We start from the raw sequence: 22,289 nt of genomic DNA, 5'->3' as shown, positions 1-22,289 counted from the left end.
CTTTCAAAAAAGGCGGTCGAAATTAGTTTTTCGACCGCCTTTTTGATATTTCCATTCTAGATATGACTCGGCTTTAGACGCAAAGTATTGCGTCTCTACAATTAATCACTCCTTTATGGTAAGTTGCTGAAAATCAAATGTGAATTTATCTTTCCACTTACTCAGAAAACCCCTGTTTTTTTGTAGAGCGCTTCATAATGAGCTATTTTAGTTTTGTATTAATCCTAAACTCTCAGTATGAAAACGCTTATATATCTATCTTTTTTCTTTATGTCTTTATCTGAAACGATCGCTCAAAATTTTATTGGTAACTGGCAAGGGCAAGTTCAAGGCAACGGAGGTGCTTTACAAGCCGAAATGTCCATCACAAATGCTGGGAATAAACAAATTGTTGGCAAACTACATTTGTACTCAGGTGCAACTCTTGAAAGCTACGAATTAAAATGTAACGTCAATCCCAATAACGCTTCTGGTACACTTTCATACAAAGATGGAACTGTATTTGGCCTCGAAATGATTTGGCAAAACAACACAATTCAACAACAAATTAGCTATAATAATCAGGTTATTCTACAAGGAAGTTTTTCTAAAAAAACAGAAGCAACAAAGCCTGCTGACACATCTACAAAACCTGATGGATTATTTCGTGACCCTAATCTTGTTGGTATATGGACGCACCATGAAAATTATTCTTCAAACGGAGGATTTTATGGCGGTAGTAGTACTTCTATTGTACTCCATGCCGATGGAACGATAGATGATGGTGGCTCAAGCACTCATGTAAGTGGACCCAATAGCTCAGGAAATTCCTCAGGCGGAGAAAACTCTGTGATTGCCCAAATCAAAGCTGTAGGGGCACGTTGGTTTACCAAAGGAAATATTTTGTACTGGCGTATTACCATCAATGGCAAAGTAACAGATGTACCCAATTCGAAATACTACATCGAAAAAGGAGCTTTACTGTTGACCGATTATAATACAGGGAAAAAAATGCTGTATTACAAGAAATAAGTATTACCGCAACATAAAATAGCTATAATGCGCTTTGGGCTGTAAGCCATAGGCATTAAACAAAACTTTGTTAATAATTTCGAAAGAAACACTTTTTGCTTACCTAAAATAGGTTGACAGATTTATTGAATAAAAGGGAATATTAAATTAACAATATATCTGTAGCATACGTTGACAGTATTCTTCTGATTATGAGTGTATTCCAATAACTTCTTTTTATTTATCCTTTTTAAAGTACTAAAAAATATAGGATACACTTGCTAAGAAGTACCTCGAAATCAAATTACTTTTGAATGTGTTGATTGAATAGTCTGAAGTATTAGTTTGAAAAAAATATTTCATATTAAAGAGGTTTTGTCCATCAAGTTTAAACTCATATTTTTTCTTAATTGGTCGATATTTCAAATAAGCATCACAAAACAACAAATAATCTTTTGAAGAGTTTTTGTTTGGGATAAGATACTCAAGGTTTGTTACAAAAAACCATTGTTTATTAGGTTTGAAGATTATCTTAAAAGTGTTTTGTAAAGCATTGTTTTGTATAGACTGTTGACTTTCGATGTTCTGGCTATGATTATTTACAAAAACTAAAGAGTTCTCAAAATTTACTTTGTAATCGAATGCAGTTTTAGCAAATAGTTCTAGCGTGACATAGTGATTGTTATTTAACCTCAAGTCAGAAGCATTCACAACATTGTAATAATTGGAAAATGCGTAGTTAGACTTTAGCCTAATTGTACTATTTAGTATGGGGAGATATTTCTCTACAAGAAAATCGGCAGTGATGTTTTCATTTGGTTTTGATGAGAAAAAATATTCTAGGTAACTATTTCTGCGATTGATAGAAATATTGGAGAAATAACTACCATGGTTTTTCAGATAATTGATACTTGCATTTAGTCGAAATTGCTGATATAGATTATTGATAGAGTAAACTACACTTATTACCAGCAGTTTTTGTAGAGAAAGTACAGGCTTACTGCTAGCAAACAATCTATTTGATAGCATAATTGGGTTAGAAAATAATGATTCTTCCGTGAAGTTCTTTTGACTAAGGCTACTATTTATCCCTAAAATAGATATGGGATTCAACTTTAATTTCAGTAAAAGAGATGGCTCAACTATGAAATTTTCTTGAAATAAATTCCCTAATTTTTGGGTAAAAAATCTTCCTTTCAATGAAGTCGAAATCCTCAACTTCCTTAAATTAATCTCGTATATTCCATGATTGTACAAATTACTTTTTGAATAAGTAAAATCATTGGTTGAAATGACCGTATCTGATGAGTTATAGAGATTCGAATATAGAGTTGTTTGTTCTACATAATTTCCAATTGAAAACGAATATTTAGACTTATTGGTACGACCCAAAAGAATTGCTTGAAGCTGAAAGGTGTTTTTTCTATTCCGACAGACTTGATTAAAGGTGGAATAAACGCTATTGCTACTGTCGGAGATAAGATTTAGTATAAAATTTTGATTAATATCATTAGAAGACTGGCTAGCTAGGAATTGTAGCGCATGCTTATCGGTTAATCTATTCGTAAAAAGTAATGATTGTTTAAAGTTATGGTTGTGTGTATTTAACTGAGCAGATTGGGTATTGAGAGTATTCTGTAAGATATTGGTGTGAGCATAGCTTTTTGTATTATCAAAAATGATTTTGTATTCTAACGAGCTTTGGTCTGATAGAATACTTTGGAGTTCTATATCGCCACGAGCTTGATGCGGTTCTTTTGCCGAAAGATAATAATCAGAAGTGGTAAGTATTCCTTGGGGAAGGAAATTCATATTTTCGATGGACTGAATAGAAGATACACGATCATTTAAGTAGTATAAATTTCCTTTTATACTTATTCTTTTATGGAGTTTTATAAGACCATTATAGTTACTAAATAATGCTTTGTTTATATTGGCTCTTTTATCATCTAAGTTATTCGAAATAATGATATCCGAAATAATAGGCTTTGCCAAGATGTTTTTATCTCGTAATTGTTCTACGTTTTGGTTTGTGGAAAAGTAATCGAAGGGAGAGTTGTTTTGCCCTATATTGTTATACGAAGCCGTACCAAAGGATTTATAATTTTGGGTAATACCTAATAAGTTTAAGGCATGATTTTGGGCTACGCCTCTGCCTTCTGATGCTCCCAGAGCTATATCTATACTCCCCGATACATCCAAATGAGCCTTTTTTAGTTTTAAATTCAACGCAACTTTATCATTGGAATCTATACTTTTTAGTAGTGGGTTTTCCGAAAAGTTCTCTATAACTTGCACCTCTTCAACCATATCCACATTGATGTTTTTAGTTCCAATAGCATAATTGAACCCAAATAAATTATCGCCTTCCAAGTTGACTGTTTCAATAGGTTTTCCTTTATAGGATATTTCTCCCGTTTTGTCGTTGACCTCTATGCCCGGCAGCACTTTGATGATATCAATGATTTTTCTTTCTGTACCATTGCTATACTTTGAAACATTAAATTTAGTAGTATCGCCATTTACTGTAAATGGCAAAGCCTTTGTCGATACAGTCACCTCCTGTAGCTCAACGACCGAGTCTTTTTCTAATATAAAGTTGTGAGTATAGATATTTGACTTTTTGATATCTTCAAGAGTCCAAGTATCCTTTTTATATTTATCTGCTGTTATTTCAATCAGTGCTTTTTTCAAATCGCTTGGTAATACCAAACGGTATTCTCCATTCTTTGTAGTACAAAAGGCTAGTATATATTGAGCATTGATAGAGTCTTTTACAACAATATTGGCATTATTGATTTTTTCTCCTTTATGGTTTTTTACGTTCCCGCTAATAATCTGCCCAACTACTGTATTTGATAACAAAAGAAATAGGAGTATATTAATATTCGAGACCGGTACCTTGCTGAGCTTTAGGATAAATAATTTCAGGAGCATCAATTTTGAGGTAACCGTTTGTTTCATTATCCGAATTTGCTTTTATCATTTTTACTGTGTTATTCACCGTCGAAATAAACTTGGTGGTAAAATCTAACCAGCTATAAAACTTGTACTTTTTTTGTATAGAAGTATCTATTTTCTCATTCAAATTTTTATTGATTTTTGATGCAGTAAACAGATAGGCATAATCATCACTATGAACTTCTAGAATCAGCCCTGTTAGTCCTCCAAATTTCCAAGGTCCGTTAGAATATGGATAATCAGCACTAAAGAATGCCACATATTTTCGCCCACGGAATGTTGTAATGGCACTATTGCATTTGTGACCAAGAATTGTTTTGGTATCTGGAGTTAAGCTCCACTTCATACAATGTAGAGAATCCTTTACATAAAACATTTTATTGAATAGCACATCACTTAAGTAGATAGTCTGTTCAGGAAAATTTTTTAACAAAATCAAACTGATACTCTCTGTATTGTTTGGCGTCCCATTAGGGATGTCTTTCCAAATACTCGTAGAGTCACTTAAAATAAGTAGATTTTTGTATGAGCTATCGTTGTATTTAACATTGTATTCAATGCTCATATTTTGAGCGAATGAAAGATATGAAATTAGCGTTACAATTGTTAAGAGTACTATTTTCATGAAATTTAGGGGTGGTTAATAGAGGAGTATTCAAAACTCCTCTATTATGGTTAATTACAATAAGAAACCTGCAACAGCATAAGCTTTATCACATGCCTGTCTTCTAGTGCATGTGCAAGAGATCGTTATTGAAACTTTATACTTGCCTGTTACAACGCTGACTGAGCAAGAAGTTTCTTCTAGCTTTTTTTTCAGTAGGTTTTTTGTTGTACTTTTCGATGATGCAAATCCTGTAGAGGTACCTATTAATAGGCAAGGGCTTGCAAGTAATACTTTTGCTTTTATGTGAGTAATTATTGAGCCAATGAAATATTGAAGGTTTAACAATTCATGCCTTTTATTCATGTTGGCATACTTCATTAGTTCTTTGATTTGTATAGGGAACGAACAAACCCTTAAAATCGTAGCTACATGATTTTTTGAGAGAAGCAATGGGTTTTTTAGGTGAGATCTCTAAACTTTTTACTATTACTTCTATGGCAAATCTAAAGGGTTTTCTATAGTTTTGTTATGCAGGTTTGAATAAAGTAAAGTAATACACTTGAATTTTTTACAATAAGTGCTATATTTATCCGATTGGTCTATATTTATACACGTTTTACTCTATTTTATTTATGAAAATTGGCTACAAACTACTTCTATTGAGAAAAAGAAATAATTACTCTCAAGAATTTATTGCAGAAAACGTCGGGGTTTCGCAATCTACTTATTCGCGCTTAGAAAGTGATAAATCAATACTGAAAGGGTATTTATTGAAACGATTTTGCGATTTTTATAATATCCCACCTTCGTACTTCTTATCTGATACCGAAAACATCATTCCTAAAGACCAGGAGGCTTTGAATAAAAAACTACAAGAAAAGGAGCGCTTGATTCACCAATTAGAGGAGGAAATAGGTGATTTAATGAACGAAGTCAATATTTTGAAGTCAAAGCTTTTTACTGAGACTTAAGTTGTATCGTGCTTATGCAATAATAGTTACTATTGACGAATTATAACACGGGTAAAAAAATGCTGTATTACAAAAAGTAATCAATGTTACGAGTTTTTAATTCTGCCACCATAGATACAAAAATAGGATTACCCAGAGAATATCTACAAAATGCCAGTAAAACACAATTAAGTTGACTTTGAGCTGATTGGGAGGGTTTACTGAATAGACAAAAGATTCAACATAAGAGAGTCTTTTGAGCGATTCAATAAAGATTTTTACCAAAAAAATCAATCCCACAACGATATGAAGAATGTGTAGTCCTGAAATCATCACAATAAATCCTCGGGAGGTTCGAATCGCTGAGTTGGCATTGAGCTCAAACAACTCCTTCCAACCGAATAACTGCATGACAATAAAGCAAATACCAAGGGCGAGCGTGCTACCCATATAGAATCGATAGCTTTTAAAATTGTGCTTATCAAAACTCCATTCGGCAAGATATAACGTAAGACTGCTGATGAGCATTAATAAAGTACTTGCCCAAAAAATTTCAGGCAAAATCAGGTTACCAAAACCAGCTTCGGGTCTGCTCAAAATGGTATAGAATACCAATAAGCCCAAAAACAATAAGCCACTTCCAAACATGGCTAACTGTAGCATAAACTTAAAAGGTTCTTTGCGTTGCATAATTTTAATTTGAAGGAAGGCAATACCTCTGTACTTATTCCAAAGGACCTTGCCAAACCATATATTCTTTAAATGCATGTTTTATTGCTGGGGTATTTTCAAAAATCCCAAATACCGTTGAGCCCGAACCTGTCATAGAAGCATATTCAGCCCCAAGGCTATAAAGCGTATCTTTGATTTCTTGAAGTACAGGATATTTGGGCGTAAGACTCGTCTCAAAATCATTTAAAATAGTACCTTTCCAAGTATCTAATGGCTGAGATAAAGCTATTTGTAAATCAACATTGGCTGGTTTAGGCTTAATAGAACCGTATGCTTCGGCTGTTGAAATATGAATATTGGGATTGACCAATACAATATATTTCCCTTTTAGTGAAACAGCTATTTCATCAAATTGGTCTCCTTTTCCGAAACAATATTTCGGTTTATTTTCGATAAAAAAGGAACAATCACTCCCCAACTGACTCGCATACGCCTGCATGGCTTTATCGTCAAGCCCTAAATCGAATAACGAGTTTAGTGATTTAATGGTAAATGCACAATCTGCTGAGCCTCCTCCCAAACCTGCTCCAATAGGTACAACCTTGTGTAAATGAATACGCACAGGAGGTATTTCTGGAAAATCCTTTTTGAGTAAATGATAGGCTTTCAAACAGAGATTTTGACTGGCGTCTCCAGGAATATCAATGCCTGTACTCTCAAAACTCAAATTTTCTGCTGGCAATATCTCTAGCGCATCGCTCCAACCCACAGGATAAAAACATGAACTTAAATTATGAAATCCATCAGCACGTTTCTCGGTGATATAAAGTCCTATGTTAATCTTAGCGTTGGGAAAAGTTAGCATTTTGAGTAATTCTAATATGTTTAATGTTTAGTAGTCACAAATATACTAGAGGCGTAGTGTAAGTCTATACACTCTAGTTTAAGTATCATACTTTGACTAATTTTTTGTAAAGTTTATCAACTTAAAATATCATCTATTCTATTCGGATAATCAGTGATAATTCCATCGACACCCATCATAATCAAACGACGCATATCTTCTATTTCATTAATCGTCCAAGGCACCACACGAATTCCTTTTTGGTGACAAATCTCTATTTTACCTTCCGTTAAACTTTTATAGTAAGGGCTAAAATAATCAGGTAAAAATCCCAACTTTTCTAAAGATGGACGAACTCCTTCATTAGTCACCAAAGCCGAAAGTTGTACTTTAGGATAAACTCCCAAATCCATTTGTTGTTTGCAGTATTTCAAAATATTAAAGTCAAAACTCTGAACAATAACATGCTCAGGATTAATATTTTTCAAGACTTCAAATACTTTGTCACAAAATACATTTACCTCTTGAGGCTGGCTAATACCATATTCTTTTTCCTCTGATTTGATTTCGATGTTATACCCAAAATCAGGATATTTTTTGCGTTGTGCTTCACAAGCCTTTAACATTTCAGCAAGCAAGGGTTTGTGAGCTGCCATTGGCTTTTGCTCTGGAAATAACTTATTTCCTCTTTGACCAACATCAAAACTGCGAATTTGTTCATAAGAAAGCTGAAACAAATTAAGGTCTTTCTCCTCTCTTTTAAGCACAGCCTTACCTGTTGGATGTGAACAAAAAAGTGAGTTGATATACGGCTCGTGTGAAACTACCACATCGAGATCTTTACTCAGACAGACATCTAATTCCAGATAGTCAATAGGGTACTTCAAAGCCTCCAAGAAGGCTGGGATAGTATTTTCTGGTAAAAGTCCTCTACAACCTCTATGTCCTTGAAAAATAATGGATTGTATCATGTTAAAACGTGTGATATTGTATGTTTTTACAAAAAAGAAAATATATTTAAGCTATTGTGAAAAAGGATGAGTCGAGAGTTTTGCAAATAGTTTATCAAAATTTTTCTCTTTCCCCAAAGCTTCCCTATTTAAAAAGCATTGCTAATTACTTAATGTAATCAAGCTAGTAATTGTTCTTCTATTTCTAATGTTTATATTTATAAAAAATATTGCAATTGTTCAATAATTGAACGCTGTAAACTTGCCGATTCACCAAACTAAAACGCAACCACCCAATGAAAGTTGTTAAAACTCTTGTTACTGTCGGTATTACTGTAGGTCTTTGCTATGCCCTAAATCGTGGCTGGGGGACTGTTCCTCCGATGGGAAATTTTCTAAGTCCATTTACAGGCTTCTGGACTAATGCCGAAGCTATTGCCCCAAAATCTGAGCCCCAAGTATTAAATATTTCAGGCTTACAAGACGAAGTTACGATAGAATATGACGAAACGGGCGTACCACATATTTTTGCCCAAAACGACCACGACTTGTATTTAGCACAAGGCTATATTACGGCAAAAGACCGCCTCTGGCAAATGGAGTTTCAGACTCATTTTGCAGCAGGTCGTTTAACTGAAATTGTGGGTGAAAAAGCCCTCGAACAAGACCGCTATCAACGAAGAATGGGGTCGGTTTTTGGTGCAGAAAAGTCTTTTGAAGGAATGATGGAAGATCCCAAAGGCAAAGTGGCACTTGAAGCTTATTCGGACGGTATCAACGCCTATATTTCTCAGCTTAAGCCAAGAGATTATCCTGTTGAATATAAATTGCTAGGCTATGCTCCAGAGCCGTGGACTCCTATCAAAAGTGCTTTGTTTCTCAAAAATATGTCATTTGTCCTTGCTTCTGGTACAGACGATTTGCGCATGACTAATATTTTAGGAAAATATGGTAAAGCAGTAGCCGAAGAGCTTTTTCCTAACTATCCTTTCAAAGAAAGCCCCATTATTCCAGAAGGAACGCCTTTAGATTTTAAACCTATTCCATTACCCAAAGCTCCTGTTGATTTTGTCGGAATTGGAAGTAATAAAGTAGCCGAAGAACGTGACAAAGGAATAGGTTCAAATAACTGGGCTGTAGGTGGCGAAAAGTCTGTAACAGGCTTGCCGATTTTATCCAACGACCCACACCTAACCTTGAGCTTACCATCTATTTGGTATCAAGTTCAGTTGACAGCGCCAGGGGTAAATGTTTATGGTTCCACTATGCCAGGAACGCCCAATGTAATCATCGGTTTCAACAATGATATTGCATGGGGGGTAACCAATGTGGGTGCTGATGTGGTAGACTGGTATCAAGTAAAATTTAAGGATGCTAAGAAAGAAGAATATTGGCACTACAACCAATGGAAAAAAATCCAAAAACGAATAGAAACCTACACCGTAAAAGGTGGAAAAACGGTAGTAGACACAGTTCTTTATACACATCATGGTCCCGTTGTATATTTGGACAACGAAAAACCTATTCGTGACAATATCCCGACTGGTCACGCCTTGCGTTGGATCGCTCACGAAAAATCACAAGAATTAAGTGCCTTCTATCATTTGAACCGTGCCAAAAATTATGATGAATATGTGAAAGCCTTAGGATATTATTCGGCACCTGCCCAAAACTTTATTTTTGCCAGTAATCAAAACGATATTGCCTTGTGGGTCAATGGGAAATTCCCACTAAAAGCTCGTGAGCAAGGCAAATACATTTTGGATGGCACTAACCCTGCGGCTGATTGGCAAGGTTTTATTCCTCAATTGCATAATCCCCATGTAAAAAATCCTAAACGTGGTTTTGTAAGCTCGGCAAACCAGTCGTCAACCGACCCTAAATATCCTTATTATATTAACTGGGAATTTGCCCCTGCCGAGCGTGGACGCCGTATCAATACTCGTCTACAAACCATGAACAAAGCAACGGTTGATAGCTTGAGAGAATTACAAAATGATAATTATAATCTCAAAGCCGAAGATTGGTTGCCAACTATGTTGAGTTTTGTGAAAAAACCTACGCAAAAACAAATGGAAGCATTGCGTGTCTTACAGCTTTGGAATAAATACAATAATCCTGATGAAATAGGCCCAACTTTATTTGCTGTTTGGGTAGATTTGTTGAACAATGCCATTTGGGAAGACGATTTTGGTTATGACAAAAATATTCCGATGAAATCGCCATCGCATGCACGTACGCTACAATTGATTTTGAAGCAACCGAACGCAGCATGGTTCGATGACCTAAGAACAAAAGATAAGAAAGAAACCATCGAAGAATTAGCCAATGTAACACTCAATGCAACGATTGACAGTTTGACAAAATGGCAAAATGCACCAATAGGAACAGCTTGGGCTTGGGAAAAATATAAATCAACAGACATCAAACACTTGATTCCGGGCTTAGATGCTTTGAGTAAAATGGATGTCAAAATTGGTGGAGGAAGCGGAATCGTCAATGCTACAACGGGTCGTACAGGACCATCGTGGCGTATGATTGTACAATTAGGCAAAGACAAATCGGTAAAAGGATATGGCGTATTCCCTGGTGGACAGTCAGGAAACCCCGGAAGCCCACATTATGACGATATGATCGAAACTTGGCGTAAGGGAGAATTAAATTCTTTACTTTTCTTACAAAACAAAGAAGAAAAAAGTGAAAGAATCAAACAAACCTTAGTCTTGAAAAAGAAATAGTAAGATTAGACAGTCATATCATTTTACGATGTTTTATTCAAAATAGTAGAAAGCAAATGAGCAAATCTTCAAATAACACCATATTGAGTCCCTTTGCAGGGCTATTATTGGCACTAGCCATCTTATTTCAGTATTTATTACCGTGGTGGTCTGTGGCTTTGGCTAGCGCTATTGCAGCGTTTTTATTGGCAGGTTCGGCAGGAAGTGCATTTCGCGTTGGTACAATAATCAATGTTCTCGTTTGGTTTATGATGGCTTTTTGGAGCCATTGGCGAAGCGAAGGCATATTAACTACCAAAATTGCAGGTGTTTTACCTTTAGGAGGAAGTGCCGTTGTATTATTCGTGGTGACGCTTGTAGTTGGAGGGTTAATTGGGGGCTTAGGGGCACTAAGTGGTTTTCAGGTAAGACAATTAGTCAAGAAATGAGGGTATTATTAAATGTACTACTTCCAAAATCTGCTATTCCCCAATCCCGATTTGCATTTTTGGGTCAAGAATGATTATCTTGTCAAAGATTAGCATCAGATAGATAGGCAGTCACCCACACCAATACCATGCTGAGTAACAGTGAGAAAACGATGGATAATTCCTAAAAAAAACTATCTTTGCGAACATTTTTTAACAAGTATCATCTGATTTATCAATACTATTAACAATTTAAAAATGAAAAAATTATCCCTAATTTTGTGTGGAGGTTTGGCAATTGCAACAACTTTATTCTCTTGTAACAAAGGCGAAGAAAAAGCAAGTACAGCTTCTTCATCTTCTGCTGCAATCTCAGTTGACGGAAAAAAAGTAGTTTTTGTAAATACAGATTCTTTGTTGACGAACTATCAATTTTACAAAGACGCTCAAAAAGAATTTGAAAACAAAGGTTACCGTTTACAAGTTGATTTAGGTCAACGTGAGCGTGCACTTCAAACTGAAGGCGCTGCTATCCAACAACGTGCGCAAGCAATGACTCAAGCAGAATTGCAAGCAGCAGATATGATGTTGAGAAAGAAAGCTGGCGAATTGCAACAATACAGTCAACAAAAACAAGCATCTTTGGCTCAAGAGCAAGCTAAAAAACAAGAAGAACTTTATACAAACATTCGTGAGTATATCAAAAAGCACAATGCTGAGAACAAATACGAGTTTGTTTTAGGTTATAGTTCAAATGGTGGTGGTATTCTATATGCTGACAACGCAGTAGATGTAACACAGCAAATTATTGACGGTCTTAACAAAGAATACGCTGAGAAAAAAGGGGCTGCTAAGAAATAATCTTATCTGCCCGACTTAGCTATAAGTCTTTTGCTCATAAAGCCATACAGCCATAAACTGTATGGCTTTTTTTGTCATCTTTTGAGCAAAAAACTATTTATGAAATTGAAATGAATGAGATAAATCACTCATTCACAATTCACACAATCACAATTAAAAAAATGGGAAAAGAAAAAATTGAAAAAAGTATTAACATCAAAAACAAAAGAGCCTCTTTTGAATACTTTTTCCTAGAAACCTATACAGCAGGAATTATGCTAATGGGAACCGAAATCAAATCTATTCGTCAAGGAAAAGTAAATCTTACAGATGCGTATTGCGTGTTTTTGGATGAAGAGCTTTTTATCCGTCAGATGAATATTTCAAAATATAGCGAAGGAACTCACTACAATCACGAACCTCTTCGTGATAGAAAGTTGTTGTTAACCAAACGTGAGTTAGGGAAGTTACAAAACAAACTAAAAGACCAAGGTTTAACCATGGTTCCCACACGTATGTATATTTCGGATAGAGGTTTTGCTAAGGTAGAAATCGCACTAGCGAAAGGTAAAAAGCTTTACGATAAGCGTGAAACCATCAAGGAAAAAGATGTAAAACGTAATATGGAACGAGAATAAACGCACGTTTCAGTAAAAATATAAAATTATGTTGGAGAGAATACCAGTCAATTTGATTACTGGCTATTTGGGAGTTGGAAAAACCACCGCTATTGTCAATCTGCTCAAGCAGAAGCCAGAAGACGAAAAATGGGCAGTATTAGTCAATGACTTTGGGGAAGTATCAATTGATCATCTTACGTTAGCATCCGAAGGCGACAAGGAATTGCAAGTCGTGGAAGTTGAAGGAGGCTGTATTTGTTGCTCAGCGGCACAAAATATGCACTTTTCGCTTCAAATGATGCTCACACGTTTGCGTCCTAATCGCATTTTGATTGAACCAACAGGGATGGGGCATCCAGCGAGTATTTTAGATTTGCTACGAAGCCGTGCCTTTTCCAACGATATCTATGTTGACACCACAATTTGTATCTTAAATCCAGCACAATTAAGTCGTGAGCGTTATCAAACCGATGGCACTTATCTCGACCAGATTTCTCTAGCAGATGTATTGGTTGCCAATAAAACTGATTTGTGTACCGAGGAGGAACTTGAGTTTTTTTGGGAATATGCCGATGAGATATATCCACCCAAATTAGTTGTAGATAGGATTGAGCAAGGACGTCTAAAGCCAGAATGGCTAAGTTTAGGAATTGATGAAAATCGTTTACCTCAATTCCCAAATGAGCATTTAGAGCACGAGTCGCCAGTAGAAAATCATACGACTCAATCTGTTTTGTTCCAACAAGTACCAAGAGTTGGAAAACCCCTCATGAAACCCAACAAAGGCTTGGGAAGTTATTCGTGTGGCTGGATTTTTTCGCATAAAGAAGTATTCGACCTCAATAAACTCAATATGTTGATAGTACGTTGGTATTTTGACAATAAAATCCATCGAGCTAAAGGAATCTTACGAACAGGCGAAGATTGGTATTTGTACAATTGCGTAGAAGGTATGCCAACGAGCCATTATTTGGCATACAGAAGAGATAGCCGTCTAGAGCTCATTTCGTCAGAGCCACTCGATTGGAAAGCACTACAGCTCCAAATTCAGGAATGTATTGTGTAAGGGCTGAGTTAAGAGTGAGAAATTTTGAATAAATAATTACATTAGTTTTTGGGGTTTCATTTTCTATCATTCACTTCCAATAGCAGATACACAACTAACTATTAACATTAGCTTACAACATAAAATCTCATGTATAAATTGTTTGCTCAGCTTTTGATTGCATTGGTACGCGTTTATCAGGCTATTATCTCTCCATATTTCCCTAATGCTTGTCGCTATAACCCAACGTGTTCACAATACATGATTGAGGCTATTCAAGAATGGGGGATTTGGAAAGGAACTCGTCTGGGGCTAAAACGTATTTCCTCTTGTCATCCTTGGGGTGGCAGTGGTCATGATCCAGTGCCTCGTAAAGGCGAGCAGCACTAAATATAGGCAAGTAAAAAGAAGTTATAAGTTAACAGTATATCAGTTATTATAATGAATCCGTAATCAAAAGAATGCAATCAATATGTTCCACAGATATGTTATTAATGTAATCTTTCCTATTACTTAGTTGGATGCTGAAATCAAAAATCCGCAGTCCACAATCCCTTAGGTGTTTCTTGCCTAATCCCTCTTTATCTCATGGAAAAAAAGATTCTTCATAAAATCCCTACCAATATCATTACAGGTTTTTTGGGTGTTGGCAAAACTACAACCATTTTACATATTCTTAAGCACAAACCTGCCGACGAGCGCTGGCTCGTGATTGTCAACGAATTTGGTGATGTTTCTATCGACCATATTCCTATGGAAGCACAAAGTCAAGGTCAAGAAATGGCTGTTCGCTATGTGGCTGGAGGATGTATTTGTTGTACTGCCAATTTGCCTTTGCAAACGACTCTTACACAGAGTATTCGTCAGGTAAAACCACATCGAATTTTGATAGAACCAACAGGAATTGCTCATCCCGAAGCTATTATTGATTTATTGCAAGGCGAGTTCTTGTCAAAAGTAATTGACTTGCGTGCGACTATTTGTTTAGTCAATCCTATTCAATTAATGGACGATAAGTACTTCGACGATGAAGTGTATCAAGATCAAATCACGCTGGCAGACGTTTTGGTCGCTAATAAGGCAGATTTAGCGAGCGATGAACTGCTTCAAAAATTTGCTAAATGGGCACAAGCGCTTTTCCCTCCAAAGGTTATGATTGCTGCTGTAGAAAAGGGAGAAATAGACCTCAATTGGCTTGATATAGAGCCCTATCCACATCGTAAAGCTGTGTATATGAATGCTCATTCAAATCAGCTAGAAAACATACAAATCCCTGAAAATCAGGAAGAAAATCTACAACCATTACCTAATAAGCCAATCAAACGAGAAGGACGCGCTTTGGGTACTTTTGGATGCGGTTGGGTGTTTCATCCAGATGAAATTTTCTCAAAAAATCAATTATTAGCTTGGATTGACTCATTAAAAGGCTTCGAAAGAATAAAAGGTGTATTTAGAATAGGAGAAAAAAACTGGATTTTTATCAATAAAACAACCGATGAGCCAGCGAATGAATGCTCGATAGCTTATCGTAAAGACAGTAGAATTGAGATAATTTCCTTAAAACCAGCCACTTGGTCATTAATAGAAAAACAGTTATTAGATTGTCGTAAAAGTGACCCAAATCAAGTCGATATCCCAAGTTTTAAAATGCCTTTCAATCTAAAATGATAAACATGAGTCATCTTAAATTGAGTGAATTGAGATTGAGTGAATGAGTGATTATTTTAAATAGGTATTTTATTAGTAGAGACGCAATGCTTGCGTCTTAAGCCTAGTAGAATCTAGCGAGATAGTATCAAAAAAAGGGGGCAGAAAACAATTTTCGACCCCTTTTTTTTGATGAAAACTTGGAGAATAATCCCAACCTTAAATTCGGGATGACTCCTATTTATAGCTCCATTTTCAAATCTTCAAATTCCCTAATTTTCAAATTTGAATCCTATCGCCAGTACTTTGGATACTTTCGAGTTTTGTGAGCATTATTAAACATCAATGCAACTAAAACCAATACGATTGCGCCTGTCAGCAAGGGAGTAAACAAGAAGCTCCATGAGGCATGAGTCAAAATAATCACCATTACGTCAGCTCCTGCTGGCGGATGTACCGTTTTGGTGAGTTGCATGATAGCTAATGAAATTCCTACGCCCAATGACATAGAAAAAATACTGTCTCCTACCCAATACAGACAACATAAGCCCACAATTCCTGCGATTAAGTGTCCTCCAATGATATTCCTCGGTTGTGCCAAAGGGCTATCTGGAACACCAAATGCCAAGATACAAGTAGCTCCAAAAGGAGCAATCAACATGGGTGTTTGAGTCCATTCAGCTATTAGACCAATACTCGCTATACCAATCAATCCTCCGATGGCCGAACTAAAGGCATGCGTCCATTTAGGACGAGCGGGGCTTCGCTCGTTTGTTTTAAACTTTGCTAAATAATTTTTCATGGTTTTGTTTCAGATGCTTAGCCTATAGGTTAAGTCATATAATCATAAGACAAAATTACACAAGAAGGTTTCATTTACAATCGGAAAAATACAAGCGTTTAACTGCCTAGTAATCAACCTAAAAGAGTGATGATGGAAAAAATACAAATTCAAATTATTTTGAAAGGATTTTAATGGTAGAATTTTAAGATGAGGTACTTTATTTTCTTAATAAAAAAATCTAGAAAAAATGCCAGAATAAGTATTAATGCAAAATAAAATTGCCTTAATACGCTCTAAGCTATAAGCCGTAGGCATTAGGCAAGCACAACTTTTTGCTTATGGCATATAGCTTAATGCCTATTGTGGGTAAAATTTATTTTGCCCTACAAATTACTTTAACATAACCATAAAATAGGATTAATACTCAAGCAAAAAGTAGAACCTACTTTTGTGGTTCTTTTATCGATAACAAATGATTCGTATAAACGAAAAGCCATAAGTTAGGGATATGAATTGTTAAAAAAGCTTGTATCTTTTGAACAACTCTGTGTAGTTTGATAATCAGCGATTTGTCCAAAAACAAAACATCCAATTTTATGAAAAAGCTTATTTTATCAGCATTACTGGCGTCTACCGCTTTTAATAGCTCCTTGTTGGCACAAACTTTTGAAATAGAAGGTCATCGGGGTGCACGGGGATTGATGCCTGAAAATACCATTGAAGCATTTAAGAAAGCAATCGATTTGGGTGTCAATACACTTGAACTGGATGTCTGTATCACCAAAGATAACAAAGTAGTGGTTTCGCATGAGCCTTATATGCTGGCTCAATATATGTCAAAACCCGATGGAACTCCTGTGAGTAAGCAAGAGGAAAAATCACTGAATTTGTATCAAATGACTTACAAAGAAATCAAGCAATATGATTCTGGGGTTCGTGGTAATTCGGGCTTTCCTGAGCAGCAAAAGGTTTCTACTTACAAGCCACTTTTGGTTGATATGATTAAAGCTTGTGAGGCATATATCAAGAAGAATGGTTTGCCACCTGTTAAGTATAATGTTGAAATCAAATCTGGCGAAAAAGAATATGGCATTTATCAGCCTTCAACAGTTGAGGAGTTTTCAGATTTGGTACACAAAGACTTAAAAAAACTTCTTCCTGCCGACCGTATTATCCTACAAAGTTTTGACTTTGCCATTTTGAAGCACTGGAAAAAACAAATTGATGCGGGCAAATATATGCCAGTACAATTGTCAGCACTTACAGGCGAACTAGGCCCAGAGGCAACATTCGATGCTTTAGGTTTTTTGCCAGTTTATTATAGCCCTTATTTTAAGCTAGTTACCCCAGAAAGAGTAAAAGCCTGCCATGACAAAAATGTAAAGCTAATGCCTTGGACAGTCAATGAAATTTCGGATATGAAAAAAATGAAAGAACTCGGTACCGACGGACTCATTACTGATTATCCAAATCGAGTAAAAAGTATTCAATAACCCCAATTTCTCATAAAAATCAATGAAAAAAAACCTTCTTTTTAGCATTTTATGCTGTTTAGGCAATGTTATTTTTGCCCAAACCCATACGCTCAAAAATGCTCATTCGCATAATGATTATGAACACCAACAGCCTTTTTACCAAGCTTTTGGCTTAGGCTTTGGCTCTATTGAAGCTGATGTATATTTACAAAAAGACGAAATTTTTGTCTCTCATGAAGAAAAAGACATTACGCCAACCCGTACATTTCGCAAACTATATTTAGAGCCCATATTGAGAGAGGCTTCGTTGAATCCTAATGGTATCCGACCATTTCAATTGTTGATTGATTTAAAAACGGAAGGAGTATCAACCCTTACAGCTTTACAAAAACAATTACAGCCATATCGTCAGTATTTCGACAAAAAAAATAACCCCAATGCAATTCAAATTGTGGTAAGTGGCGAGCGTCCCGCTCCTAGTACATGGTCACAATTTGATGAGATTTTTTACTTTGATGGAAGAGATAAAGAATCCTATCCTACCGATTTGCAGTGGCGTGTTCCGATGATTAGTGCCTCATTTAGAGATTTTTCTAAATGGAATGGCTTAGGACGCTTGCCTGCCAATGAATATAAGCGTTTGGAAACATTTGTAACTAAATGGCATTCTGCTCATAAAACAGTTCGTTTTTGGGGAGCACCAGACAATCGTACTGCCTATACCACATTTATCAAACTAGGAATGGATTGGATTGGTACCGACCATTTGGAACAATTGAGTGAATATCTGCAAAAATTACCAAACAATCTTTCGCTTGTCAAAACTACACATGAAGCCTACTATCCTACTTTCAAATCGGATGGTATTCAGAAAAAATCAAAAAATGTGATTTTGTTGATTGGTGACGGAATGGGTATTGCTCAGATATATGCAGGTTTTACAGGAAATAGAGGTGATTTGAATGTTTTTAGAATGAAACAAGTGGGTTTGTCAAAAACCAACTCTGTTGATAATTTCCATACTGACTCGGCTGCTGGTGCTACAGCGATGGCAACAGGACAAAAGACTAACAATCGCTATTTGTCAGTTGATACCAAAGGTGATAGCATTGCAACCTTACCAGAGGTGCTAAATCGTTATAAGATTCCATCGGGAGTAGTCGTTGCGGAAGAAATTACAGGAGCCACTCCAGCAGGATTTTATGCGCACCAGCCAGAACGCAGTTGGAGCAGTGAGATCATCAAAGATTTGTTGAAAAGCCCTATCAAATTGGCTATTGGTGGAGGAAGTACCCTCATTAGCGAGGCACAGAAAAAAGCAAATCCAACGACTTTGTTCTTAAATGATTTATCTCAATTGAATCCCGCAAATCCTAGCAAAGCCATTGTGTTGGTTCAGGATTCATTGGTAAAACCCAAGCAGAAAGGTCGTGGAGAGTATTTGTCACAAGCTTTTGATAAAGCTATTGCACAACTTTCGACCTCGAAAGACGGCTTTTTCTTGATGGTAGAAGGTTCTCAAATCGACCATGGTGGACATGCCAATCAATTGCCATTTGTGGTAGACGAAATGATTGATTTCGATAAAGTAATTGGTAAGGCCATGGCTTTTGCTGATAAAAATGGTGAAACAACGATTATCGTTACTGCCGATCACGAAACAGGTGGCTTGACACTTCATGATGGTAATTTTAATACAGGTCAATTAGAAGGTAATTTTGCCACACCTGACCATACAGGCATTCCCGTAATGGTATTTTCGTATGGACCAAACTCTACCTTATTTCAAGGTTTTTACGAAAACAATACTATTTTCAATAAAATCTTACAGTGCTTTGGTAAAGGAAAGTAGAGGGTGAAGTGAGTCATCCTGAATTAATGGTTGAATGATACTTTGCGTCTAAAGAGGTATTATCCCAAATGCAGTATCAAAAAAGGCGTTCGAAATTTTTTTTTCGAACGCCTTTTAAGTACCTGTCAAGATATTCCTAACATCTGAGCAAATTTTAGACCTCTTCAAGATTAAGAATGGTTTATGTTTATAACCCTCACTGCTGTTAATGAAATGTTAAAGGATACGAACTTGTAGGCGATAAACGTTAATTTTGAACTATGAATTCAAAGACCTTACGCATATTTGTTGCGCTGTCAATCTTGCTAATGGCTGGCGTTATTGTAATCCAATATTTTTGGTTTAAACAGGCTTATAATATCCAAGACCGAGATTTTGACCAGCGTGTGACTTCCGCTCTAAGAGTGGTAAGTCGCCGTATCCTTGACTTTAACCATAATCCCAATAATAAGCTTTTGCAGCCCGTCGAGCGTGTAACCTCGAACTATTACACCGTACAGACCAATGATACCATCAATGCAAAAGTATTGGAAGAATTCCTGAAGCAAGAATTTGCCAGAAGCGATATCCGTCTCAATTTTGAGTATGGGATATATGATTGTTTGAGCGACAGAATCAATTATAAATCATTTGTTTGTCATTCCGAAAATTGTGATAGAAGTGACTCTACAGCGCATTATCGTTTTCCAGACCTCAATATCCATAATTACTATTTTGGCGTATATTTTCCTGATAAAAAATTCTTCTTATTGGGCGATTTAGATAATTGGTTTATTTCTTCGACTATCCTTTTGGTAGTAATGGCTTTCTTCGTGTATGCCCTTATGGTGATTTTTAAGCAAAAACGCCTTTCTGAAATTCAGAATGATTTTATTAATAACATGACCCACGAGTTCAAAACGCCTATTTCTACTATTTCTATTTCGTCTGAGGTATTGATGAAACCCGAAATAGTGAATACGCCCGAGCGCCTACTCAGCTATGCTTCAATTATCAGAAAAGAAGCCTCACGACTCAAAAAAAATGTGGATACAGTACTTCAAACAGCCAATATCGACCAAAAAATAGATAAGCTCAATTTGGAGGAAATCGATATACACGAGCTTTTGGAGGATTTGAGTATTAATTGTGAACCGATTTTTAAAGAAAGAAAAGGTGAACTGATGCTTGATTTACGAGCAAGTTCAACATTAATCAAAGCTGATAAATTACATATTAGCAATGTTATCCACAACTTGATTGATAATGGACTAAAGTATTGTGAGATTATTCCTAAAGTGAAAATTAGTACTTACAATCAAGGGAATGATGTAGTTATTAGCATTCGTGACAATGGAATTGGTATTTCGGAACGTGACCAAAAGCATATCTTTAATAAATTCTTTAGAGTACATACTGGCGATGTTCACAATGTGAAAGGTTTTGGCTTAGGATTGTACTATGTCAAAGAAATGGTTGAAGGACATAAAGGAAAAGTGGAGCTCAAAAGTAAATTAGGCGAAGGCAGCGAGTTTCGCTTGTTTTTTCCACAGGTAAAGAATATTTAGTAATTGAGTGAGTTGTGAACGAGTGATTTAAAGATAGATTTATCGAAAAATCACTCAATCACAACCCACTCAATCACTAAATTACAAAGGATAGTCTTTCAAAAACTCTCTTGTGATAACGATTTTTTGGATTTCAGAAGTACCTTCACCGATGGTACAAAGTTTGGCATCACGATAGAATTTTTCTACTGGAAAATCTTTTGTATAGCCATATCCTCCAAAAATTTGTACAGCATCGGTTGCAACTTCTACCGCAATTTCCGAAGCATAATATTTAGCCATAGCGGCTTCTTTGGTCATACTTGTTCCTTCCATTTTGAGTTCGGCAGCATGACGAGTCATCAGCTCGGCAGCATGAACCTTGGTAGCCATATCAGCCAATTTGAAACTGATTCCTTGAAACTGTACAATTGCCTGTCCAAATTGCTGGCGTTCTTGTGCATATTTTGCGGCGGCGGCCAAAGCACCTTTAGCAATACCTAATGACAATGAAGCAATAGAAATACGTCCCCCATCCAAAATTTTCATGGCTTGTTTGAAACCATCGCCTTCTTCACCCAAACGAGCAGATACAGGAATTCGACAGTCTTCCAATATTACCTCGGCCGTTTCGGAGGCACGCATCCCAAGTTTATTTTCTTTTTTGCCAAACTTCAGGCCAGGGTTTCCTCTTTCTACGATAAAAGCAGTGGCATTATTTTTTGCACCTAATTCACCCGTACGAGCCATAATAACAACCACATTACCAGATTTTCCATGCGTAATCCAACATTTGGAGCCATTGAGTACATATTCGTCACCCTCACGACGTGCCACGCAGGTCATACGAGCCGAATCTGAACCCGTATTAGGTTCTGTCAAACCCCAAGCACCAATCCATTCGCCAGAAGCTAATTTGGGAAGATAGGTTCGTTTTTGTTCTTCGTTGCCAAACTGTAGAATATGATTGGTACAAAGAGAATTATGAGCAGCTACCGAAAGACCAATTGAGCCACACACTTGGGCAATTTCTTCAATAATGCTCACATACTCTTGATAGCCCAAACCAGAGCCACCGTATTGTTCAGGTACTAGAACTCCCAAAAATCCTTGTTGCCCTAATTGGTGCATCAAGTCGATAGGAAAGTGTTGTGCTTCGTCCCATTCCATCACATGTGGTCGAATATGGCGCTCTGCAAATTCTTTGGCCGCTAGGCGGACTAAATCATTTTTTGAATTGTACATTTTATAGTTAAAGGTTTGTTGATAAAGTGTAATTTTTAAGTAAATAGTCTATAAAAAGATTTTAGAGACTATTAGGTTTATAGATTTTTTGTCATCTTTATACTAACAAGATAACGTTCTATAGACGACAATTTGA

General features: G+C 36.3%; 19 protein-coding genes. 12 read left to right on the top strand and 7 right to left on the bottom strand.

Going from position 1 to position 22,289, the window contains the following annotated elements:
- Window positions 1–237 precede the first annotated feature (237 nt).
- Window positions 238–1,011, top strand: coding sequence for a hypothetical protein (locus tag QM491_RS05870; protein WP_283326353.1), 774 nt, complete (start codon window positions 238–240; stop codon window positions 1,009–1,011).
- Between the two features lie 237 nt (window positions 1,012–1,248).
- Here the strand turns inward: QM491_RS05870 and QM491_RS05865 are convergent, their stop codons facing one another.
- Window positions 1,249–3,855, bottom strand: coding sequence for a hypothetical protein (locus QM491_RS05865; protein ID WP_283326351.1), 2,607 nt, complete (start codon window positions 3,853–3,855; stop codon window positions 1,249–1,251).
- 16 nt (window positions 3,856–3,871) lie between these two features.
- The gene (locus QM491_RS05860) at window positions 3,872–4,576 is read right to left on the bottom strand and encodes a GLPGLI family protein (protein ID WP_283326350.1); all 705 of its coding nucleotides are present in this window, start codon (window positions 4,574–4,576) and stop codon (window positions 3,872–3,874) included.
- Between the two features lie 614 nt (window positions 4,577–5,190).
- On the opposite strand from QM491_RS05860, the gene QM491_RS05855 reads away from it, so the two are divergent.
- Complete coding sequence (locus QM491_RS05855; protein WP_283326349.1) at window positions 5,191–5,529, top strand: helix-turn-helix domain-containing protein; 339 nt, start codon at window positions 5,191–5,193, stop codon at window positions 5,527–5,529.
- A 96-nt stretch (window positions 5,530–5,625) separates the two neighbouring features.
- Here the strand turns inward: QM491_RS05855 and QM491_RS05850 are convergent, their stop codons facing one another.
- From QM491_RS05850 to QM491_RS05840, 3 genes are all read right to left on the bottom strand, one after another.
- The gene (locus QM491_RS05850) at window positions 5,626–6,198 is read right to left on the bottom strand and encodes a cytochrome c oxidase subunit 3 (RefSeq protein ID WP_283326347.1); all 573 of its coding nucleotides are present in this window, start codon (window positions 6,196–6,198) and stop codon (window positions 5,626–5,628) included.
- A 34-nt stretch (window positions 6,199–6,232) separates the two neighbouring features.
- On the bottom strand, window positions 6,233–7,045 hold the full coding sequence (gene ispE, locus QM491_RS05845) for a 4-(cytidine 5'-diphospho)-2-C-methyl-D-erythritol kinase (RefSeq protein WP_283326346.1): 813 nt from the start codon (window positions 7,043–7,045) through the stop codon (window positions 6,233–6,235).
- 116 nt (window positions 7,046–7,161) lie between these two features.
- Window positions 7,162–7,995: a glycerophosphodiester phosphodiesterase family protein gene (locus QM491_RS05840; protein WP_283326345.1), complete on the bottom strand. Its 834-nt coding sequence runs from the start codon at window positions 7,993–7,995 to the stop codon at window positions 7,162–7,164.
- 275 nt (window positions 7,996–8,270) lie between these two features.
- On the opposite strand from QM491_RS05840, the gene QM491_RS05835 reads away from it, so the two are divergent.
- From QM491_RS05835 to QM491_RS05805, 7 genes are all read left to right on the top strand, one after another.
- Entirely contained in the window at window positions 8,271–10,712 is a 2,442-nt protein-coding gene (locus tag QM491_RS05835) for a penicillin acylase family protein (RefSeq protein WP_283326344.1), read from the top strand.
- Window positions 10,713–10,768: 56 nt separating this feature from the next.
- Entirely contained in the window at window positions 10,769–11,140 is a 372-nt protein-coding gene (locus QM491_RS05830) for a hypothetical protein (protein WP_283326343.1), read from the top strand.
- A gap of 237 nt (window positions 11,141–11,377) precedes the next feature.
- Window positions 11,378–11,980, top strand: a complete 603-nt coding sequence (locus QM491_RS05825; protein WP_283326342.1) for an OmpH/Skp family outer membrane protein — start codon at window positions 11,378–11,380, stop codon at window positions 11,978–11,980.
- 161 nt (window positions 11,981–12,141) lie between these two features.
- Entirely contained in the window at window positions 12,142–12,597 is a 456-nt protein-coding gene (smpB, locus tag QM491_RS05820; RefSeq protein ID WP_283326341.1) for an SsrA-binding protein SmpB, read from the top strand.
- Between the two features lie 28 nt (window positions 12,598–12,625).
- Window positions 12,626–13,645, top strand: a complete 1,020-nt coding sequence (locus QM491_RS05815; RefSeq protein WP_283326340.1) for a CobW family GTP-binding protein — start codon at window positions 12,626–12,628, stop codon at window positions 13,643–13,645.
- A 129-nt stretch (window positions 13,646–13,774) separates the two neighbouring features.
- A complete protein-coding gene (yidD, locus tag QM491_RS05810; protein ID WP_283326339.1) occupies window positions 13,775–14,014 on the top strand; it encodes a membrane protein insertion efficiency factor YidD in 240 nt (79 codons plus the stop codon).
- Between the two features lie 198 nt (window positions 14,015–14,212).
- Window positions 14,213–15,292, top strand: a complete 1,080-nt coding sequence (locus QM491_RS05805; RefSeq protein WP_283326338.1) for a CobW family GTP-binding protein — start codon at window positions 14,213–14,215, stop codon at window positions 15,290–15,292.
- A gap of 271 nt (window positions 15,293–15,563) precedes the next feature.
- Here the strand turns inward: QM491_RS05805 and QM491_RS05800 are convergent, their stop codons facing one another.
- Entirely contained in the window at window positions 15,564–16,073 is a 510-nt protein-coding gene (locus QM491_RS05800; protein WP_283326337.1) for an HPP family protein, read from the bottom strand.
- 578 nt (window positions 16,074–16,651) lie between these two features.
- Between QM491_RS05800 and QM491_RS05795 the strand changes: the two genes are divergently transcribed.
- The 3 genes from QM491_RS05795 to QM491_RS05785 all read left to right on the top strand — a co-directional run bounded on the left by QM491_RS05795 (window position 16,652) and on the right by QM491_RS05785 (window position 20,929).
- The gene (locus QM491_RS05795) at window positions 16,652–17,548 is read left to right on the top strand and encodes a glycerophosphodiester phosphodiesterase family protein (RefSeq protein WP_283326335.1); all 897 of its coding nucleotides are present in this window, start codon (window positions 16,652–16,654) and stop codon (window positions 17,546–17,548) included.
- A 22-nt stretch (window positions 17,549–17,570) separates the two neighbouring features.
- Window positions 17,571–19,382 carry an alkaline phosphatase gene (locus QM491_RS05790; RefSeq protein WP_283326334.1) on the top strand — a complete coding sequence of 604 codons (1,812 nt, stop codon included), beginning with the start codon at window positions 17,571–17,573 and terminating at the stop codon, window positions 19,380–19,382.
- 260 nt (window positions 19,383–19,642) lie between these two features.
- Window positions 19,643–20,929, top strand: coding sequence for a sensor histidine kinase (locus QM491_RS05785; protein ID WP_283326333.1), 1,287 nt, complete (start codon window positions 19,643–19,645; stop codon window positions 20,927–20,929).
- An 81-nt stretch (window positions 20,930–21,010) separates the two neighbouring features.
- Here QM491_RS05785 and QM491_RS05780 read toward each other — a convergent pair whose 3' ends face one another.
- Entirely contained in the window at window positions 21,011–22,153 is a 1,143-nt protein-coding gene (locus tag QM491_RS05780) for an acyl-CoA dehydrogenase family protein (protein ID WP_283326332.1), read from the bottom strand.
- Between the last annotated feature and the right edge of the window lie 136 nt (window positions 22,154–22,289).

Origin of the sequence: Flectobacillus longus, assembly GCF_030056705.1 — a bacterium.
In the GTDB taxonomy this organism is placed as follows: Bacteria; Bacteroidota; Bacteroidia; order Cytophagales; family Spirosomataceae; genus Flectobacillus; species Flectobacillus longus.
This window is presented reverse-complemented; position numbering and strand designations above follow the sequence as displayed.

What these genes read in the sequence shown, in the direction of transcription:
- yidD (WP_283326339.1), top strand. Translation starts at nt 13,775, where the DNA reads ATGTATAAATTGTTTGCTCAGCTTTTGATTGCATTGGTACGCGTTTAT.
- QM491_RS05860 (WP_283326350.1), bottom strand. Translation starts at nt 4,576, where the DNA reads ATGAAAATAGTACTCTTAACAATTGTAACGCTAATTTCATATCTTTCA.
- QM491_RS05790 (WP_283326334.1), top strand. Translation starts at nt 17,571, where the DNA reads ATGAAAAAAAACCTTCTTTTTAGCATTTTATGCTGTTTAGGCAATGTT.
- QM491_RS05780 (WP_283326332.1), bottom strand. Translation starts at nt 22,153, where the DNA reads ATGTACAATTCAAAAAATGATTTAGTCCGCCTAGCGGCCAAAGAATTT.
- QM491_RS05800 (WP_283326337.1), bottom strand. Translation starts at nt 16,073, where the DNA reads ATGAAAAATTATTTAGCAAAGTTTAAAACAAACGAGCGAAGCCCCGCT.
- smpB (WP_283326341.1), top strand. Translation starts at nt 12,142, where the DNA reads ATGGGAAAAGAAAAAATTGAAAAAAGTATTAACATCAAAAACAAAAGA.
- QM491_RS05815 (WP_283326340.1), top strand. Translation starts at nt 12,626, where the DNA reads ATGTTGGAGAGAATACCAGTCAATTTGATTACTGGCTATTTGGGAGTT.
- QM491_RS05805 (WP_283326338.1), top strand. Translation starts at nt 14,213, where the DNA reads ATGGAAAAAAAGATTCTTCATAAAATCCCTACCAATATCATTACAGGT.
- QM491_RS05835 (WP_283326344.1), top strand. Translation starts at nt 8,271, where the DNA reads ATGAAAGTTGTTAAAACTCTTGTTACTGTCGGTATTACTGTAGGTCTT.
- QM491_RS05785 (WP_283326333.1), top strand. Translation starts at nt 19,643, where the DNA reads ATGAATTCAAAGACCTTACGCATATTTGTTGCGCTGTCAATCTTGCTA.
- QM491_RS05870 (WP_283326353.1), top strand. Translation starts at nt 238, where the DNA reads ATGAAAACGCTTATATATCTATCTTTTTTCTTTATGTCTTTATCTGAA.
- QM491_RS05855 (WP_283326349.1), top strand. Translation starts at nt 5,191, where the DNA reads ATGAAAATTGGCTACAAACTACTTCTATTGAGAAAAAGAAATAATTAC.
- QM491_RS05850 (WP_283326347.1), bottom strand. Translation starts at nt 6,198, where the DNA reads ATGCAACGCAAAGAACCTTTTAAGTTTATGCTACAGTTAGCCATGTTT.
- QM491_RS05840 (WP_283326345.1), bottom strand. Translation starts at nt 7,995, where the DNA reads ATGATACAATCCATTATTTTTCAAGGACATAGAGGTTGTAGAGGACTT.
- ispE (WP_283326346.1), bottom strand. Translation starts at nt 7,045, where the DNA reads ATGCTAACTTTTCCCAACGCTAAGATTAACATAGGACTTTATATCACC.
- QM491_RS05830 (WP_283326343.1), top strand. Translation starts at nt 10,769, where the DNA reads ATGAGCAAATCTTCAAATAACACCATATTGAGTCCCTTTGCAGGGCTA.
- QM491_RS05795 (WP_283326335.1), top strand. Translation starts at nt 16,652, where the DNA reads ATGAAAAAGCTTATTTTATCAGCATTACTGGCGTCTACCGCTTTTAAT.
- QM491_RS05825 (WP_283326342.1), top strand. Translation starts at nt 11,378, where the DNA reads ATGAAAAAATTATCCCTAATTTTGTGTGGAGGTTTGGCAATTGCAACA.